Annotated in this window: 13 protein-coding genes; 8 read left to right on the plus strand and 5 right to left on the minus strand. The window is 70.4% G+C overall.

The window, feature by feature from the left end; all coding sequences use genetic code 11:
* Positions 1–34: 34 nt before the first annotated feature.
* On the minus strand, positions 35–1,909 hold the full coding sequence (locus LR394_RS13865; RefSeq protein ID WP_407937045.1) for a DUF2264 domain-containing protein: 1,875 nt from the start codon (positions 1,907–1,909) through the stop codon (positions 35–37).
* Entirely contained in the window at positions 1,897–2,907 is a 1,011-nt protein-coding gene (locus LR394_RS13870) for a hydroxyacid dehydrogenase (RefSeq protein ID WP_231441751.1), read from the minus strand. Before LR394_RS13870 ends, LR394_RS13865 begins: the two co-directional genes overlap by 13 nt.
* 238 nt (positions 2,908–3,145) lie before the next feature.
* Here LR394_RS13870 and LR394_RS13875 point away from each other — a divergent pair, with 238 nt between their 5' ends.
* The 8 genes from LR394_RS13875 (at position 3,146) to LR394_RS13910 (ending at position 13,827) form a co-directional block, all read left to right on the plus strand.
* A complete protein-coding gene (locus LR394_RS13875) occupies positions 3,146–4,237 on the plus strand; it encodes a substrate-binding domain-containing protein (protein ID WP_231441752.1) in 1,092 nt (363 codons plus the stop codon).
* 48 nt (positions 4,238–4,285) lie between these two features.
* A complete protein-coding gene (locus LR394_RS42935; protein WP_231441754.1) occupies positions 4,286–6,148 on the plus strand; it encodes a heparinase II/III domain-containing protein in 1,863 nt (620 codons plus the stop codon).
* Positions 6,149–6,392: 244 nt separating this feature from the next.
* Entirely contained in the window at positions 6,393–8,021 is a 1,629-nt protein-coding gene (locus tag LR394_RS13885; protein ID WP_231441756.1) for an ABC transporter substrate-binding protein, read from the plus strand.
* A 3-nt stretch (positions 8,022–8,024) separates the two neighbouring features.
* A complete protein-coding gene (locus tag LR394_RS13890; protein WP_231441758.1) occupies positions 8,025–8,981 on the plus strand; it encodes an ABC transporter permease in 957 nt (318 codons plus the stop codon).
* The gene (locus tag LR394_RS13895; RefSeq protein WP_231441760.1) at positions 8,978–9,847 is read left to right on the plus strand and encodes an ABC transporter permease; all 870 of its coding nucleotides are present in this window, start codon (positions 8,978–8,980) and stop codon (positions 9,845–9,847) included. Before LR394_RS13890 ends, LR394_RS13895 begins: the two co-directional genes overlap by 4 nt.
* Entirely contained in the window at positions 9,844–11,631 is a 1,788-nt protein-coding gene (locus LR394_RS13900; RefSeq protein ID WP_231441762.1) for a gamma-glutamyltransferase family protein, read from the plus strand. The genes LR394_RS13895 and LR394_RS13900 overlap by 4 nt, the downstream gene beginning before the upstream one ends.
* Before the next feature lie 5 nt (positions 11,632–11,636).
* Complete coding sequence (locus LR394_RS13905) at positions 11,637–13,181, plus strand: dipeptide ABC transporter ATP-binding protein (protein WP_231441764.1); 1,545 nt, start codon at positions 11,637–11,639, stop codon at positions 13,179–13,181.
* 1 nt (position 13,182) lies between these two features.
* Positions 13,183–13,827: a GntR family transcriptional regulator gene (locus tag LR394_RS13910; RefSeq protein WP_231441766.1), complete on the plus strand. Its 645-nt coding sequence runs from the start codon at positions 13,183–13,185 to the stop codon at positions 13,825–13,827.
* Here LR394_RS13910 and LR394_RS13915 read toward each other — a convergent pair.
* From LR394_RS13915 to LR394_RS13925, 3 genes are read right to left on the minus strand one after another with little or no spacing between them, the layout of a single operon-like run.
* Positions 13,803–15,887, minus strand: coding sequence for an iron ABC transporter permease (locus LR394_RS13915; RefSeq protein ID WP_231441768.1), 2,085 nt, complete (start codon positions 15,885–15,887; stop codon positions 13,803–13,805). The genes LR394_RS13910 and LR394_RS13915 overlap by 25 nt on opposite strands.
* The gene (locus LR394_RS13920; protein ID WP_231441770.1) at positions 15,884–16,942 is read right to left on the minus strand and encodes an iron-siderophore ABC transporter substrate-binding protein; all 1,059 of its coding nucleotides are present in this window, start codon (positions 16,940–16,942) and stop codon (positions 15,884–15,886) included. Before LR394_RS13920 ends, LR394_RS13915 begins: the two co-directional genes overlap by 4 nt.
* A complete protein-coding gene (locus LR394_RS13925) occupies positions 16,939–17,790 on the minus strand; it encodes an ABC transporter ATP-binding protein (RefSeq protein ID WP_231441771.1) in 852 nt (283 codons plus the stop codon). Before LR394_RS13925 ends, LR394_RS13920 begins: the two co-directional genes overlap by 4 nt.
* Between the last annotated feature and the right edge of the window lie 31 nt (positions 17,791–17,821).

Below are 17,821 nucleotides of genomic sequence, written 5' to 3' on the forward strand. Positions count from 1 at the left end.
CGTTCACGCGCCTTTGGGCGGCGATCCGTGCCGATCAGTGGGGGAGGGTGTGGTGCGAGCGGGCCGCATCCGGCCAGCGCACCGAAACCTCGGCGTTGTTCAGCAGTACCTCGGGGGTCCTGGCGTCCGGTTCGCCGGTGAGGGTGATGACGGCTGCCTGCCAAAATCCCGGCTGTACGTCGAGTTCGGCCCAGGGGACACTGACCTCGGAAGCCAGCGGGCTGGCGTCCTTACGTACTTGGTGCCCTTGATCTTTCGGGGTGACGAGCTGGACGTCCACCCGCGAGGTCAGGGGATCGGTGGCCGGCCATCCGGCCACGCGCACCGCGGTGACGTCCTCGGCGGCCTGCTCCACCCGTACCAGCCGCACTTCCCAGGGCCCGCGGACCAGCGAGCAGATCGTGACCTCGCCGATCGTTCGGTGCTCGCCCTGGATGCCGTTGGAGTGGCCCGCACCGGGTCCGCCCAGATCCACCTCACCGTGCACAATCCGTTGCGGGCCGGAGGAACTCAACTGGCCGACGTGCCCAGTGCCCTCGTCCACCGGAACGAGCGTGGGGCCGTCCTCAATGATCTGCATGCCTGCCCGGTGCGCAACCTGACCGTCGGCCAGCATCAGGGCGGCGCACTGATCGAACGGCTGCGCCCACGAGGCCACATCCAGCGGAGGGAGCGTGGCCGTGGAGTAGCCGATCCGGGTGTACAGCGGTGAGTCGCCCGCGTTCGTGCCCGGAAGATCCTTGTCGGTACCGTGATTCAGTACGCGGACAATGCCGTCGCTGTTGGTTCCGTGAACCAGCCAGCCCGGAGCCTTGATCGCCCGCAGGGTGTCGCCGGTCTCGATCGGCAGGGGTTCCTCCGGGGTGGACCACACGGGATGCTCTGCCGGAAGCGAGATTCCGAGCATGCCCTTGCTGGCCCAGTACGGTGATCCCGTACCGGAGTACGACTGGCCCAGGGCCCGCCAAGGACCGAACCAGCCCATGGTGAGCAGGTTGTCCGCATCCGGGGCGTCGTGGTCGACGAAGTGCTGGACGATGCTCGAGGCGGCCCGCTTGAGCTGCCCGCGCGGCACGGACGGGACCTCGGCCAGGACACCGGTCCAGAACGGGGCCGCGGCGGCGAACCGGTAGATCAGGCTGCGGCCCTGCAGGAGCGGTCCGCCGTCGGCGCCGACCAGATGAACCGCGTCCTGCAGGAACCGGTCCAGCTCGGCGACGTCTCGCTCGCGGCGCGGGGCGGCCAGGTCTTCGGCGCCGGCCATCCGGGCCCACAGCGTCGGGTACAGGTGCAGGGCCCAGCCGGCGTAGTGGTCGTAGGAGCGGTGCCGGCCGTCGGAGAACCAGCCGTCCGGGCGTCGAAACGATTCATGCCGGGCCAGGTCTGCCTCGATGTCCTCCAGTGACCACGGCCCGCCGACCGAACGCAGGAACGTCTGGACCACCACGCGGAACCACAGCCAGTTGTTCTGCGGGTAACCGGTGTCCCCGACCACCTCGGCGAAGTAGGCGATCACCCGTTCCTGCACGCCGGAGTCCAGCCGGTCCCAGATCCAGGGCCGGGTCAGGTCCAGGACCAGCGCCAGTGAGGCGGCCTCGACCTTGGCCTGCCCGTGTTCGGAGGGCCGGACCCAGCGCTCGTCCGAGTGCGGGTCCGTCCCGGCGGCAATGCCCTGGGCGTACCACTCGGCCAGGTTGAGGGGATCCTCGCCCTTCTCGCCGGCCAGCCGGAAACCGGCCATCAGGAACGTCCGGGCGAAGCCTTCCAGCCCGTCGATCGCGGTGCCGTAGCCGCCGGCCGGGCCCGGGAACGTGATTCTGCCGTGCCGAGGAGAACCCCAGGGCCGGGCGGCCAGCAGCATCCGGTCGGCCAGGCCGGTCCATTCCGTGCGCGTCTTCAAGCGATCCACTCCAACTCTGCAGCGGTAACCGGGGTCAGGAAGTCCTTGCCGAGGGCGAAGCGTTCGAGTTCGGTGATCGCGTGCGCGGACATCCGGCGCACCTCCGAGCCCAGCGATCCGGCCAGATGCGGGGTGATCATCACGTTCGGCAGGCTCAGCAGCGGGTGGCCGGTGGGCAGCGGCTCGGGATCGGTGACGTCCAGCACCGCGTGCAGCCGTCCGGCGGCGCATTCGCGGGTCAGGGCCTCGTGGTCCACCAGGGTTCCGCGCGCGGTGTTGATCAGGGTGGCGCTGTCGGGCATCAGGGCCAGTTCGGGGGCGCCGATGATGTGGCGGGTGTTCTCCAGGGCGGGGGCGTGCAGGGTCAGGATGTCGCTGCGGGAGAGCAGTTCTGGCAAGGGGACGAGTTCGGCACCGGCGGCGGCGACCGCGTGCGGGTCGGCGAACGGGTCGGTGACCAGCACTGCGCTGGTCTGCAGGAGGCCGAGCATCTCCACCACCCGCCGCCCGATCCGGGAGAATCCCAGAACGCCGACGACCCGGCCGTAGTTCGACAGATCCTCCCGGCCCCGGATGTCCGGCCAGGCCAGTGGCCCCTCGATGCGGGCCCGAGAGGACAGGGTCCAGGCTTGTTTTCCGGCCATGATCACCGCGGCCAGGGTGAACTCGGCCACCGGGACGGCGTTGATGTCGGCCGCGGCGCTGACTGCGATGCCGCGCTGCCAGACGTGGTGTCCCAGCAGGTCACGCACGCTGCCGGCGGCGTGGATGATCGCCCGCAGTTGGGGCGCGGCCTGCAGGTGCTCGGCGGTCAGGGTCGGCGCGCCCCACGAGGTGATCAGGACGTCGGCGGCAGCCAAGGCCGAGCGGGCGCCGGGGGAGTCGAATGCGGTGATCGGCTCGGCGCTCACCAGATCGGCCAGCTCTTGCAGCCGTTCTTGCTCCGACGGCCCGAACTGCGAGGACGCGGCCTCGTGGTCCATCACCAGCAACGTGCGTGGCCTCATCGCCGCCCACCGCTTCTCTCAGCACAGCCTGTGCGTGTTTGTTTCGGTGCGAAACTGCGCGTTTGTGGTTCAAGTTGCGCGTGTTGACATCACAGCGACCACGAGCCGAACTTGTCAAGAGTTATCTGGATATGGGCAAAATCGAGCACTGCGGAGCTGGCCCGGAGCTCGGCCGCGGCATCTGATATGTTCACAAACGATCACGAACGCGCACGCTCGTGCGCCCAGGGGAGGACGCTTGAGTGCGGGACCTGAACCCGATCGCCCGCTCCTGGCCATCGATCGTCAGCAGCAACTGCTCGATCTGATCCATCAGCGGGGCACCGTCCGGGTCGCCGATCTCGCCGCAGAACTCGATGTGGCCGCGGCGACCATCCGCCGCGACATCGCCACCCTGGCCGCCGACGGGCGGGTGCATCGGGTCCACGGCGGCGCCACCGCCTTGCGGGCCGAGACCGCTGCGGAAGCTTCGTCGAGTTCCCTGGCCGGCCTGGGCATGCTGGTGCCATCGCTGGACTACTACTGGCCGGGCGTGGTGCGCGGCGCCGAGCAGACCGCCCGGGACGCCGGGATGCGGGTCATGCTGCGCGGCTCCTCCTACACGAGCGACGACGAGCGTCCCCACCTGGTCCGCCTGCTCGAGCAAGGGGCCTCGGCGCTGCTGGTCTCGCCCTCGGTGGTGGGCGCGCAGATCGCCGAAACCATTGCCTGGATGAGCGAACTCACGGTTCCGGTCGTGGTGGTGGAACGGCCGAGCCTGGCCGATCTGGGGCCCGCCCCGTTCGAGCAGGTCTACTCCGACCACGCTTTCGGCGGCGCCCAGGCCGTGCGGCACCTGGCCTCGCTGGGGCACCGCCGGATCGCCTTCGCCGCTGCGCCGGACAGCCCGACCGGCCCTTCGGTGCGCGAAGGCTGGTCCCGGACCTTGGACACCCTCGACGTGCCCACCTCCTCCCGGGTGGATCTGGGCATCCCCAAGGACGGGCTGAAGATCTCCGAGGCCGCCCTCGACCAGGTGATCGAGCAGATCCAGGCCCAGGGCTGCACCGCCGCCCTGGTGCACGCCGACGCCCAGGCCATCGCCCTGGTCCAGCGCCTGGAAGAGCATGGCTACTCGGTGCCCGCCGACCTTTCCGTGGTGGCGTACGACGACGAGTTCGCCGGCCTGTTCAGCCCTTCGCTCACTGCCGTCCGCCCGGCCCGGGCCGCGATCGGCCGCGCCGCCGTGGAGTTGGCCATCTCCCGCCTGCGGGATCCGGAGCGGCCGATCCACCGCACCGCCATCCTGCCCACCCTGCACGTTCGCGAATCCAGCGCCCCACTCACCTGATCACCGGTACCCAGCGCCGTCGATGCCGCTAGGAGAGTGTCAACCACCGTGCCCGATCGTTTCCACGGCCCGCTCGCCGAGGCCTGGCCTGCCGCCGGGCATCTTCAGGCTATCCTGCTCCCACCGGAGGAATGCCTGCCCGTGCGCTCCCTCGGCGACGCCGACCCCACCACCGTGGCGGACCTGCTCACCCGCGCCGAGCAAGATCTTGGCCAACCCTGGCCCCACACCCTGGCCCACGCTGCCGCCCGCTACGTCCGCGACGGCGACCGCGAGGAGTACCAGGAGCAGATCTTCGCCCGCCAGCATCGCCTCAGCCGCGCCGTGGTGGCCGCTGCCGTCACCGAATCACCGCACTGGCTGGACGAAGTCGCCAACGGCGTGGTGCTGCTGTGCGAGCAGAGCTCCTGGTGCTGGCCGGCCCACGACGACACCTGGCCCCGCCACCACTCCGTCCTGCCCACCGTCACCGACCCCTACCTGGACCTTGGCGCGGGCGAGGTCGTCGGCCAGCTGGCCTGGATCGACCAACTGCTCGGAACAGCAATGGACGAGCGGTACCCCGGCCTGCGCGCGCGGGTGCGGCACGAGACCCGGATCCGGGTGATCGAGCCGTTCCTGCGCCGGCGCGACTGGCACTGGATCGGCCTGGCCGGGAACGTGCACAACTGGAACCCGTGGATCCACGGCAACGTCCTCGTCACCGCGCTGCGCCTGGTCGACGATGGCGAACTACGCTCCACCGTGGTGGATCTGGCCATCCAGGGCCTGGACCGGTACGTGGCCGTGCTACCGCCCGACGGAGCGATCGACGAGGGCTATGCCTACTGGTGGAACGGCGCCTGCCGAGCCGTCGAAGCGCTCGACCTGCTCCGGCACGCCACCGCCGGGCAACTGGACGCCACCGGAATTCCCTCTCTGCAGCAAACTCTGGCTTTCCCGCACCGCATGCACCTGTCCGACGACTGGTACCTCAACCTCGCCGACGGCCAGGCCCGCCCACCCACGGATCAGCCCTGGCACGCCCTGCACCGCGCCGCCCGAGCCAGCGGCGACGAAGCGGCCGCCCGTCACGCCGCCGCCCATCGCATCCCCGGCACGCCGATAGCCAACGAACGCGAAGGCCTCGGCCGACTGCTGCGCGCCCTGGTCGACCAGGATTGGGCCCAGGCCACCGCCGAATCATCCCCGCTACCAAGGGATGTCTGGCTCCAGTCCATCCAGCTTCTCGTGGCCCGCCCCACCGAAGGCTCCGCTCACGGCCTCACCCTGGCGGTCAAGGGCGGCCACAACGACGAACACCACAACCACAACGACGTTGGCCAGGTCGTCATCGCCGTGCACGGCATCCCGGTGGTGGTCGACGCCGGCCGCCCGACCTACACCGCCCAGACCTTCGGCCCCGACCGCTACCAGATCCCCACCATGCACAGCGACTGGCACAGCGTGCCCCAGATCCGCGGCACCGCCCAGCACCACGGCCGCCAGTACGCCGCTCGCCACGTCGAACCCACCATCGTCGAAGACGGCGCCGGCCTGAAACTTGACCTCGCCGCCGCCTACCCCGGCCACTCGCAGGAAACCTGGCTCCGCACAGCCTACTTGGACCGCTGGGCCGAAATCGTGGTGATCAACGACGAATGGAACCTCACCCCCGGCCCGCAACACTCTCTGGTGCGCTACCTCCTCGCCGGCGACGTCCAGCTCGCCCCCGGACAAGCCACCATCGGCGACCTCGCCCTTTCCTGGGACCCGGCCGTCCCCGCCACCCTGGACGTCCTACCGCTGGAAGACCCCATGCTCTGCGACGTCTGGGGCGACCACCTCACCCGCCTGTCACTGGACGTCGGCCCCGAAAGCCAGGGCACGCTCAGCGTCATCGCCCGATTGGTCCCCGCCGCCCTGAGGTGATCGCCTCTGGAACTCCTGGTTCTCGGCTTATCGGGAAGACAAAACCACTCTATGACGTGCTTTGTCTTCCCGATAAGCGGGAACGGCGACAGCGGGGGAGACCGCTGGGTGGGTAGGGGGCGGATTGGTCGGCCGCTGGGCGCAAGGTGAACGCCAAACGCAACGCGGACGAAACGAAGCCGGTCTAGCGTCTCGGATTGTATACGTTCCGGATTTCCCACCGGCCGTCCCCGGAGGTGCTCACATGAGGGTTCGCGTCTTGTGCGCAACCGCCGCCCTGTTCCTGCTGACCGGTTGTGTTGCGGTGCAGCCGGTCGAAGCCCCGCCCGAGCGCGAGGACGTCACCGGCGTCGCGATCGGGACCAGAGCCGTCGCCGAGGGCGGTGATCTGGTGATGGCGCTGTCGGCCGAGCCCGACCAGCTCGACCCGACCACCTCGTCCTCGCTCTACACCCGCTACGTGATGAACGCGGTCTGCGAGAAGCTGTACGACATCGACGCCGAGGGCAACCTGGTGCCGCAGCTGGCCACCGAACTGCCCACCATCTCGGACGACGGGCTGAAGGTCACGATCCCGGTACGCACCGATCCGGTGTTCGCCGACGGAACGCCGTTCGATGCCGATGCGGTCGTCACCACGCTCAAACGCAACCTGACACTCGAGGGCTCCTCCCGCAAGAGCGAACTCGGCCCGGTCGCGGACATCAGCGCGCCCGATCCGCAGACGGTCGTCGTCACCTACGAGACGCCGTTCTCGCCTCTGGCGGCAGCGCTCGCCGACCGGGCCGGAATGATCATGTCCCCGACCGCTCTGGCCGAGACCGGCGAGAACTTCGGTGAGCATCCGGTGTGCGTGGGACCCTTCCGGTTCGTCGAACGGGTGCCCCAGACCTCGATCAGCGTCGAGCGGGATCCGCGCTACTACGCGGCGGACGAGGTCCACCTGGACACCATCACGTACCGGATCATGGCGGACGCCAACATTCGGGCCGCCAACCTGCGCTCGGGAGACGTGCAGGTGGCCGACAGCCTGTCGCCGCAGGATGTGGACGCGCTCACCAGGGAGAAGGACGTCGGTCTGCTGCAGACCGGATCGTTCGGGTACCAGGCGGTGACCTTCAACATCGGCAACACCGAGGGCACCGGCAAGCAGCCGGGGCAGATCGAGACCCCGCTGGCCACCGATCCGCGCGTGCGCCAGGCGTTCTCGCTCGCGGTCGACCGCGCTGCCCTGGTGAACTCCGTGTTCAACAACTGGTACGACCCCGCGTGCTCGTTCATCGCCCCGGACAGCACCTACAGCACCGAGGCCAGCGAAGCCTGCCCCACCTACGACCCGGAGCAGTCCAAGCAGCTGCTCACCGAGGCCGGGCTCGAACTGCCCTACCGGTTCACGCTTTCGGTCTCCAACACCGCCGACTCACTGCGGCTGGCCCAGGCGTTGCAGGCCAGCGTGGTCGAAGGTGGTTTCGAGATCGAAATTCAGCCGGTGGAGTACTCCACGCTGCTGGACCTGCAGTCCAGCGGCGGTTTCGAGGCGGTGCAGCTGGGCTGGTCCGGCCGGGTCGACCCGAACGGCAACACGGCCAGCTTCCTCAGCACCGCCGCGGGCAACAACTATTCCGGCTATTCCTCGGACGAGGCGGACGAACTGATCCGGGCCGCAGCTCAGGCCACGGACCCGGACGAGCGGGCCGAGATCTACGGCCGGCTGGTGGAAGTCGTCCAGCGGGACAACCCGATCGTGTACGTCTACCGGACTCGCAGCATCACCGGTTACACCACGACCGATCCGGGCGTCGCGGGGATCGAGACCTATGCCGACGGAGTGGTCCGGCTGTCCCGAGCTGCCTTCCTGGAAGGAGGGAACTGAATCATGGCGCATTTCTTGCTGACCCGGTTGTGGCAGAGCGTAGTGACGCTCGTGCTGGCTTCCATGGTGGTGTTCGCCGGGGTGCGGGCGCTTCCGGGCGACCCGGCCCTGGCGGCGGCGGGCGAGGAAGCCACCCCGGAGATGGTCGCTGCGGTGCGGGCGCAGCTGGGCCTGGATCAGCCGCTCTGGGTGCAGTACTGGCGTTTCGTCAAGAACCTGCTCTCCGGTGACCTTGGAACCTCGGTGCGCACCGGAACGCCGGTCAGCGAACTGATCGGCGCCACGTTGCCGGTCACGGCCTGGCTGACGGTGTACGCGCTGGGGTTCGCGGTGGTCGTGGGGCTGATCGCAGGCACCGTCGCCGCGGTCCGCCGGGGCACGGTGACCGAGTTCGGGCTGAACACGCTCTCGGTGGTGGGACTGTCGGTGCCGAGCTTCTGGCTGGGCCTGCTGGCGATCCTGTACCTCGCGGTCGGGCTCGGCTGGTTTCCGGCGTCCGGCTACGTCTCGCCCGTGGAGGATCCGCTGCGGGCGCTGCATCATCTGACCTTGCCGGCGGTGATCCTGGGCACCGGTATCGCGGCGGTCGTGATGCGCCAGACCCGGGCCTCGATGCTGGCCAACCTGGAGGCCGACTACGTGAGGACGGCCCGGGCCAAGGGGGTTTCGCAGGCGCGGGTCGTGGTCCGGTTCGCCCTGCGCAACTCCCTGGTCGTGGTGGTGACGCTGGTCGGGCTGCAACTGGGCGGGCTGATCTCCGGGGCCGTGGTGACCGAGCGGATCTTCGGTCTGCCCGGGTTCGGAAAACTCACCCTGGACTCGGTCTTCAGCCGTGACTACCCGGTGATCGAAGGAGTCGTCCTGATCGTGACTTTCGCCTACATCATCATCAATCTGGTGGTCGACGTGCTCTACAGCATCCTGGACCCGCGGATCCGGGTCACCGGAGCGAACTCGTGAGCGCCCCGGTCGTCGAGGCCGACCTGGGCTCCAGCCGGGGACGGGTGCTGCGGCATCTGCTGCACAACAAACTCGGTGTGGCGGGCGGGGTTGCGCTGCTCCTGGTGGCCGCGGCAGCTCTGCTGGCCCCGTGGATCGCGCCGTACTCGCCCACCCAGGTGCACTTCGAAACCCCGCTGCAGCAGCCCCGAACAGTCGGTTTCCCGCTCGGTACCGACGATCTGGGCCGCGACATCCTCTCGCGCATTCTGTACGGCACCCGGGCCTCGCTGCAGGTGGGCATTCTCGCCGTGGCGTTGTCGATCGTCGTCGGTGCCCCGCTCGGGCTGGCGGCGGGCTACTGGCGGTGGCTGGACGGCATCGTGTCGCGGCTGACCGACCTGACCCTGGCGTTCCCGTTCCTGATCCTGGCGGTGGGGCTGGCCGCGATCCGTGGGGCGAGCCTGTCGAACGCCGCGATCGCGCTGGGGATCGCGCACGTCCCGCAGATGATCAGGGTGGTCCGGGCCGAGACCCTGCGGCTCAAGGGCGCGGAGTACGTCCTGGCGGCGCGCAGCCTGGACGCCTCCGGGGTGCGGATCCTGGCCACGCACATCCTGCCCAACGCGGTACCGTCGATCATTGTGCAGGCCACGGTCATCATGCCTGCGGTGGTGATCGGTGAGGCCCTGCTGTCGTTCCTCGGCCTGGGTATTCAGCCGCCCACCCCCAGCCTCGGCATCATGCTGTCGGACGCCCAGCAGTACATCTTCCGGGCCCCCTACGCGGCGCTCTTGCCCGGCCTGGCCATCATGGTGATCTGCCTGGCCTTCAACCTGTTCGGCGACGCCCTGCGTGACGCCCTCGACCCGGGAGGACACCGATGACCTTCACCCCGCCCATCGCAGAGACCACCCGCCCGACCCTGCAGGGCACCTTCGGGATGACCGCGAGCACGCACTGGATCGCCACCGCGGTCGGGCAGTCGGTGCTCGAGCGCGGCGGGAACGCCTTCGACGCAGCCGTGGCGGCGGGGTTCGTGCTGCACGTCGTCGAACCGCACCTGAACGGGCCGGGCGGAGACCTGACCGCGGTGTTCGCCACGGCCGAGAACCCGCAACCCGTCGTCCTGAACGGGCAAGGACCGGCCCCGGCGGCCGCGACGATCGCCCACTACCGTTCCGAGGGACTCGATCTGGTGCCCGGCGCCGGCGGACTGGCCACCGCCGTCCCCGGTTCGGTGGACGCCTGGATGCTCCTGCTGTCCACCCATGGCACCTGGGAGGCCGCCGACGTCCTGGCTCCCGCCATCGCTTATGCCCGCGACGGGCACCCGGTGCTGGCCCGGGTGGCCAGCACGATCACCTCGGTCGCGGATCTGTTCAGAGATCACTGGACGACGTCCGCGGCTTTGTGGATGCCGGACGGCCGGATCCCGCAACCGGGAGAGCAGGTGAAGAACCCGGCGTATGCCGACACGCTGGAGCGGCTCCTGGCGGCGGGCCAGCACGAACCGACCCGGCAGGCCCGGATCGAGGCTTTCCGGCGGGAGTGGCGCGAGGGTTTCGTGGCTCGCGAGGCCGTGGAGTTCCTGCGGGCCCCGCACCGCCATTCCTCCGGGACCGACCACGCCGCCGTGATCTCGGCCGAGGATTTCGCCGGTTTCCAGGCCGGTTTCGAGGAACCCACCACGATCGAGTTCCGCGGCACCACGATCGCCAAGACCGGGCCCTTCGGTCAGGGGCCGGTCCTGCTGCAGGCCCTGCGCATCCTGAACGGCTTCGAGGACGGCGACCTCGATCCCTCGACCGAACGAGGTGCCCACACCGTCCTTGAAGCACTGAAACTCGCCCTCGCCGACCGCGACGCCTACTACGGCTCCGAAGCCGACCCGGACGTCCTCAAGCACTTGCTCTCCCCGGAGTACGCGGCCACCCGCCGCGATCTGATCACGGACCGGGCCTCGCACGAGTTCCGTCCCGGCGAAGTGCCGGGGGTACAGCCGTTCCGGCCTCCGCTGGAAACGAAATCCGTGGACGCGGTGGGCGTGGGGGAGCCGACGGTCCAGGCGACAGGGACGACGCGCGGCGACACCTGCCACGTCGACGTGGTCGACCGCTGGGGAAACATCGTCTCCGTCACCCCGTCCGGGGGCTGGCTGCAGTCCTCCCCGACGATCCCCGCCCTGGGGTTCTGTCTCGGGTCGCGCCTGCAGATGACCTGGCTGCAGGAGGGCGCACCCTCGTCCCTGACGCCCGGTCGCCGGCCACGGACCACCCTTACCCCCACTTTGCTGCTGCGTGACGGCGTTCCGGTGTCGGCGCTGGGAACCCCGGGTGGGGATCAGCAGGATCAGTGGCAGTTGCTGTACCTGCTGCGCACGCTGGTTGGCGGGTACACCCCGCAGCAGGCGATCGACGCGCCTGCCCTGCACACGACGTCCATGCCGGGGTCGTTCTGGCCGCGGACGTGGACGCCCGGTGGAGCGGTGGTGGAAGACCGTATGGGAGACGCTGTCATCGCCGGTTTGCGAGCGCGTGGACACGTGGTCACGGTGGCCGGGGGCTGGACCTTGGGACGTTTGTCAGCAGTCGAGCGCGACCCCGCCACGGGTGTTCTCCAGGCGGCGGCCAACCCGCGTGGCGCCCAGGGTTACGCGGCAGGGAGGTAGAAAACGTGTCGTTGCTGAAGATTGAAGGGCTGGACGTTGCTTACGGCTCCAGCGCAGTTGTTCACGGTGTAGACCTGGAAGTTGGCCGAGGGAGGCGGGTTGCGGTCGTCGGGGCTTCCGGCTCGGGGAAGTCGACGACCGCAGCCGCAGCGATCGGTCTGCTTCCCGGGCGCGGGCGCATCACCGGGGGCCGGGTTCTGCTCGACGGGGAGGACATCACTCCTGCCCTGCAGGGCAAGGATGAACGGCGGGTCCGGCGGCTGCGCGGACGGCAGATCGGGCTCGTACCGCAGGACCCGATGTCCAACCTCAACCCGTCCGCCCGCATCGGCCGTCAGGTGGCCGAAACGCTGACTGTGCACGGCCTGGCCCGAGGCGCCGCAGCTCGCTCCCGGGCCGTGGAACTGCTGGAGGAGGCCGGCATTCCCGACGCCGCCCGCCGGGCCAAGCAGTACCCGCACGAGTTCTCCGGCGGTATGCGCCAGCGCGTCCTGATCGCCATGGCGCTGGCCGCCGAGCCGGAACTGCTGATCGCCGACGAACCTACGTCCGCGCTCGATGTCACCGTGCAACGGCAGATCCTTGACCATCTCGAACGCCTTACCGCCGCCCGCGGTGCCTCCCTGCTGCTGATCACCCATGACCTCGCGCTCGCCGCCGATCGGTGTGACGAGGTGGTGGTGATGTCCGAGGGCCGGGTGGTGGAGACCGGCCAGGCTTCGCGGGTGCTGCGCGAACCGGCGCACGAGTACACGCAGAAGCTGGTCGCCGCGGTTCCCGGCTTCGGTGCTGCGCGGGCGGAGGTGGCCGAGACGCGGGAGGTGCTGCGCGTCGAGAACCTGGTCAAGGAGTACCGGGTGCGGGGCCGGCGCGAGCGGATGCGGGCGGTGGACGATGTCTCGTTCGTGGTCCGGGCGGGCACCACGACGGCGGTGGTCGGGGAGTCCGGCTCGGGCAAGACCACCACCGCGCGGATGGTGCTCGGGCTGGAGACGCCTACGTCGGGCCGGGTGGTGCTGGACGGTGGGCGACGCGACATGCAGCCGGTGTTCCAGGACCCGTTCGGTTCGCTCGATCCGACCAAGACCGTGGAGCGGCTGATCGACGAGCCGTTGCGGGTGTTCTCGGTCGGGGACGGGCGTTCACGTCGCGAGCGGGTGGGGGAGTTGCTGGACCAGGTTGCCCTGTCGCGTTCGCTGGCGCAGCGTCGGCCGGTGGAGTTGTCGGGTGGTCAGCGGCAGCGGGTGGCGATTGCGCGGGCTCTGGCGCTGAACCCGAAGCTGGTGGTCTGTGACGAGGCCGTGTCGGCGCTGGACGTCCTGGTCCAGCGGCAGGTTCTGCAGTTGCTCGAGCGGCTGCAGGTGGAGCTGGGTGTCAGTTACCTGTTCATCACCCACGATCTGGCCGTGGCCCGCAGCATCGCGCACGACGTCCTGGTGATGCGCCGCGGGCAGGTGGTCGAAGCTGGCAAGATCAGCGACGTGTTCGACAACCCTCAGCATCCGTACACCCGCGAACTGCTCTCGGCCATTCCCGGCCGCGCCGCCTGAGGTGGGCGCCGCTGCCGAGCGCGTCACCGAGGCGCTGCGCCAGGACGTCCTGACCGGCGTCCTGGCGCCGGGCTCGCGCCTGACCGAAGCTGCCCTGGCCGAGCGTTACGGGACCTCGCGCGTCCCCGTCCGGGAAGCCGTCCGTGCTCTGGCCGCCGACGGTTTCCTGGAGCTACGCCCCAACGCCGGGGCCACCGTCGCCGCGGTTCCCGTGGACGACCTGGCCGACCTGTACGCGGTGCGCCGGGTCGCCGAGGGCATCACCGCGTCGCGCTGCGCCCAGCGGGTGGCCGCCGGCCGGGCCGAAGGGCTGGTGGCCGAACTGTCCGGCATCGTGGACGCGGGGTTCGAGGCTCTGGCCCAGGACCGTCCCGCCGAGGGGGCGCGCCTGAACGCCGAGTTCCACGCCGCCGTCGCCCGTGGGTCGCAGGCCCAGAGCATGACGATGGTGCTGCGGCGGGTGAGTGAGCGGATCCAGTGGGCCTACTCGACCACCGTTGCGCAGCAGGGCAAGCGGGCCTGGACCGAGCACCGGCAGATCGTGGTGGCGATCGCGGCCGGTAACGAGGTCCGGGCCGGGCAGGCGATGGAACGGCACATCGAGCGGTCCCGGGCGAGTTTTCACACCGGGGTGCGCGAGCGGTAGAGCAGCCAGACGAAGTAGGGGGCTCCGATCAGGGCCATCATCAGCCCGGCGGGGATCTGGGAGGGGGCGATCAGGGTCCGGCCCAGGGCGTCGGCGATCACCACCAGCAGGGCGCCGAGCAGCATGGCGACCGGGATGATCCGGCCGTGGCGCACCCCGACCAGGGCCCGGGCCAGGTGCGGGGCGACCAGGCCGACGAAGCCGACCACGCCGATCGCGACCGTGCTCACCGCGGCGGCGGCCGCGGCGACGATCAGCAGGACCAGCCGGGCCTGTTCCCGGCGCACCCCGAAGATCTGCGGGGTGTCCTCGTCGATCGCGAGAAGGTCGAGCTGGCGGCGCATCCCGTAGACCAGTGGGGTCGCGGCCAGCAGCAGGACCACGACCGGGATGACGTCGGCGAAGGTCCGGCCGTAGGTGGTGCCGGAGAGCCAGGTGAGGATGCGCGGGGTGTCGTACGGGTCAGCGCGCAGCAGGAAGAAGGTGCTGAGGCTGGTGACCGCGTAGCCGCAGCCGATGCCGATCAGCAGGAACCGGTCGGGCAGGAATCCGCCGCGCCAGGACAATGCGGAGATCACGGCGAAGGTGCTCAGCCCGGCGCACAGGGCCAGGACGATCAGGGCCGGGCGGCCGCCGAGCCCGCTGGTCACCACGATCACGGCGCCGAGGCCGGCGCCGGCGGTGATCCCGAGGATGCCGGGTTCGGCCAGCGGGTTGCGGACCGTGCCCTGGACGACGGTGCCGGCCAGCGCGAGGGCGGCCCCGGCGGTGGCGGCCGCGGCTACCCGGGGAGCCCGGTCGTCCAGGGCCAGGGAGATCAGGTTCGGGGCGGTGCCCTGCAGCCACAGCACGATGTCGCCGATGCGCAGCCACAGGCTTCCGGCCAGCAGACCGGTCAGCGCGGCGGCCACCAGCAGGACTGTGGCCACGACGGTGACCAGGACGAAGCGGCTCTGGGAGCGGACGGCGACGTAGGCTCGCGGGACCGAGCCCATGTCGCGCAGCCGCAGCGCCAGGACGACGATCACCAGGGCGCCCAGCAGGGACGTCGGGATGCCGGTCGGGATGGACGCGGCGGCCTGGGCACCCATGATCGCCCGGAGGACGACGTCGGCCAGCAGGACCAGCAGCGCGCCGGCCAGGGCGCAGGCCGGGATCAGGAAACCGTGACGGCTCAGGGCCCCGACCCGGTTGGCCGCCAGGCGTACCGCCACCGGGGCAGCCAGGCCGACGAACGCGAGCGGGCCCGCCAGCGTGACCGAGACGCTGGTCAGGGTCACGGCGCAGAGCACGGCCACGATCCGGGTGGTGCGGACCGGGACGCCGAGCGAGGAGGCGGCGTCGTCACCCAGCCCCAGCACGTCCAGGCGGCGCGCGAGCAGGAGGGCGATGACGAGGACGACGGCGATCACCGGGGCGGCCCGGGTCGCGGCGTCGAGGTTCAGCTGGGCCAGGGAGCCGCTGCCCCAGGCGTACAGGCCGGTCGTGCCCTCGCGGAACAGGATCAGCAAGGTGGCGGAGGCGGCGTCCAGGGCCATGGCTACCGCGGAGCCGGCCAGGATCAGGCGGGTGGAGGCGGCGCCTGATCCGGCGCCGGCCAGGCCGAGCACCAGGGAGGCGGCGAGGATCCCGCCGCAGAACGCGACGGCGCTCGAGGCCCACAGCGGGGTCGTGATCCCGAAGGCGGCGAACGCGACCAGCGCGAAGTAGGCCCCGGCGGTGACGGAGAGGGTGTCGGGCGAGGCCAGGGGGTTGCGGGTGACCGACTGCAGCAGCGCTCCGGCGGTTCCCAGGGCGAGGCCGACGGCGATCCCGGCCAGGACCCGGGGCAGCCGGGAACCGGTCAGCACCTCGGTGATCGGGACGCCCCCGACGCTCTCGCGGGCTCCGAGCAGGTAGCGCAGCAGGTCCCAGAAGCCGACGCCCGAGGTTCCCTGGGTGATGTGCCCCAGCCCGGTCACGAAGACGACGACGAGCAGGGCGGCGAGCACGGCCGCCCCGCTCGCGCCGCGGCCGAACCCGATCCCGGGCAGCGGCCGCGGCGCGGCGGTCTCGCTCACTTGGCGGTCAGGATATTCACGTAGGCGTCGATGGCCTGCTCGTTCGACTTCGGGCCGCCGGCGCCCCAGACGCTGTTCGGGAAGGCGTGTGCGCGGCCTTCCTTCACGGCCGGCAGGGTCTTCCAGATCGGGCTCTTCTCCAGCTCGGTGACGTAGTTGTCGGCCGTGCCGTCGTTGGCGTAGAAGAGCGTGGCGTCGCCGACCGGGATCAGGCCCTCGATGTCGGTCTGGGCCAGGCCGTAGGACTTGTCCACGCCGCCGCTGCCGTAGGCCGAGTTGATCTCGTCGGTCCAGGCCGAGGTCATCCCCAGGGCCTCACCGATCTCGGTGAACAGGGCGCCCTGGCCGTAGGGGCGGATCACCACGTTGCCGCTCTCGATCCAGCCGTCGAAGAACAGGAAGTCGGTGGCCGGCACGTTCGCGGCGGTCAGCTTCTCCTTGGCCTCGGCGAAGTGCTGGTCGAAGTCCTTCAGGACGGCGTCGGCCCGCTCGGTCCGGCCGGTGGCCTGCCCGATCATCGAGAAGACCTCCTTCATGTTCTCGATCTGGCCGGAGGCGTCGGCGCCGACGGTGGCCAGCACGGGGACCCCGCGCTTCTCGAGCTTCTTGAGCAGCTCGTCGTCGGCCTGGTAGACCTCCATGACGATCAGGTCGGGGTTGCTGGCGTAGAGCGCGTCCAGGTCGGGCTCACCGCGCTCGCCGGCGCTGGCCACGCTGTCCGGCAGCGTCTCGGCGGTGACGTACTGGGCGTACCCGTCGATCGAGGCGGCCGCGACCGGGGTCACGCACAGGGTGAGCAGGTCCTCGGTCTGCTGCCACTCCAGCACGGCGACCCGCTCGGCCGGCTTGTCCAGCTCGACCGTGCGGCCGATGCCGTCGGTCATCGAGACCGGGCCGGTCGAGGTCGTCGTGGTGTCGTCGGCGCAGGTCTGCGACGCGGGAGCGGCGGTGCCACCGGAGGCTTCCTCGACGTCGGTGGTGCCGCAGGCGCTCAGGGCCAGGGCGATCGCGGCCAGGGTCGCGGCGCCGGCGGTGCGGCGGTTGAGGGAGATCATGCGAGCTTCTCTTTCGGGGTGGCAGGGAGGTCGCGGACGGCGGGGTGCCGTCCGACGGGGTCGATGCGCAGGCGTCCGGTCTGCGGGTCGGTCTCGACGTCGACCCGCAGGCCGTAGACCTCGCTGAGGTGCTCGGTGGTCAGCACCTCGCGGGGGCCACCGGCGGCGTGCACGCGCCCGGCGTGCAGCAGCACGATCGAGTCGGCGATCCGGGCGGCGTGGTCCAGGTCGTGCAGCACGATGCCGACCGCGACACCGCGCTGGTCGGCGAGATCGCGGACCAGGTCGAGCGTTTCGATCTGGTAGCGCAGGTCGAGGTGGTTGGTGGGCTCGTCGAGGAGAACGACGCCGGTCTCCTGGGCGATGCAGGCGGCCAGCCAGACCCGCTGCATCTCGCCGCCGGACAGCTCGCCGACCGGCCGTTCGGCCTTGTCGGCGGTTCCGGTGGCCAGCATCGCCTGCTCGATCGCCTCGCGGTCGTGGGCCGAGGGCCCGCTGAAGCGCCGGCGGTGCGGATGGCGCCCGAAGGCCACCACCTCACTCACCGTGAGCCCGTGCGGAGCGTGCCGGGACTGGGTGAAAAGGGTGACTTTCTGGGCGAACTGCCGCACCGTGAGCGCGGAGACCGGCTGCTCGCCGAGCAGCACGGCCCCGTCCTCGAGGCGGTGCAGCCGGGCCAGAGCCCTTAGCAGCGTGGACTTTCCGCTGCCGTTCGGCCCGACCAGGGCGGTGATCCGCCCGGGCTCCAGCGTTACCGACACCCCGTGGACCACGGTGGTCCGGCCGTAACGGAGGACGAGCTTCTCGCCGCGCAGAACTGCGCCGGCGGGCGCACCCAGTGTGGGCATCGTTCGGGCTCCGTGTAGGTAGGTGTGCCTT

The sequence above is a fragment of the Kineosporia babensis genome (assembly GCF_021129305.1).
Classification (GTDB): Bacteria; Actinomycetota; Actinomycetes; order Actinomycetales; family Kineosporiaceae; genus Kineosporia; species Kineosporia babensis.

Bases quoted from the DNA above. Each gene is read 5' to 3' on its own strand.
- LR394_RS13870 (WP_231441751.1), bottom strand. From the start codon at position 2,907: ATGAGGCCACGCACGTTGCTGGTGATGGACCACGAGGCCGCGTCCTCG.
- LR394_RS13885 (WP_231441756.1), top strand. From the start codon at position 6,393: ATGAGGGTTCGCGTCTTGTGCGCAACCGCCGCCCTGTTCCTGCTGACC.
- LR394_RS13890 (WP_231441758.1), top strand. From the start codon at position 8,025: ATGGCGCATTTCTTGCTGACCCGGTTGTGGCAGAGCGTAGTGACGCTC.
- LR394_RS13900 (WP_231441762.1), top strand. From the start codon at position 9,844: ATGACCTTCACCCCGCCCATCGCAGAGACCACCCGCCCGACCCTGCAG.
- LR394_RS13920 (WP_231441770.1), bottom strand. From the start codon at position 16,942: ATGATCTCCCTCAACCGCCGCACCGCCGGCGCCGCGACCCTGGCCGCG.
- LR394_RS13925 (WP_231441771.1), bottom strand. From the start codon at position 17,790: ATGCCCACACTGGGTGCGCCCGCCGGCGCAGTTCTGCGCGGCGAGAAG.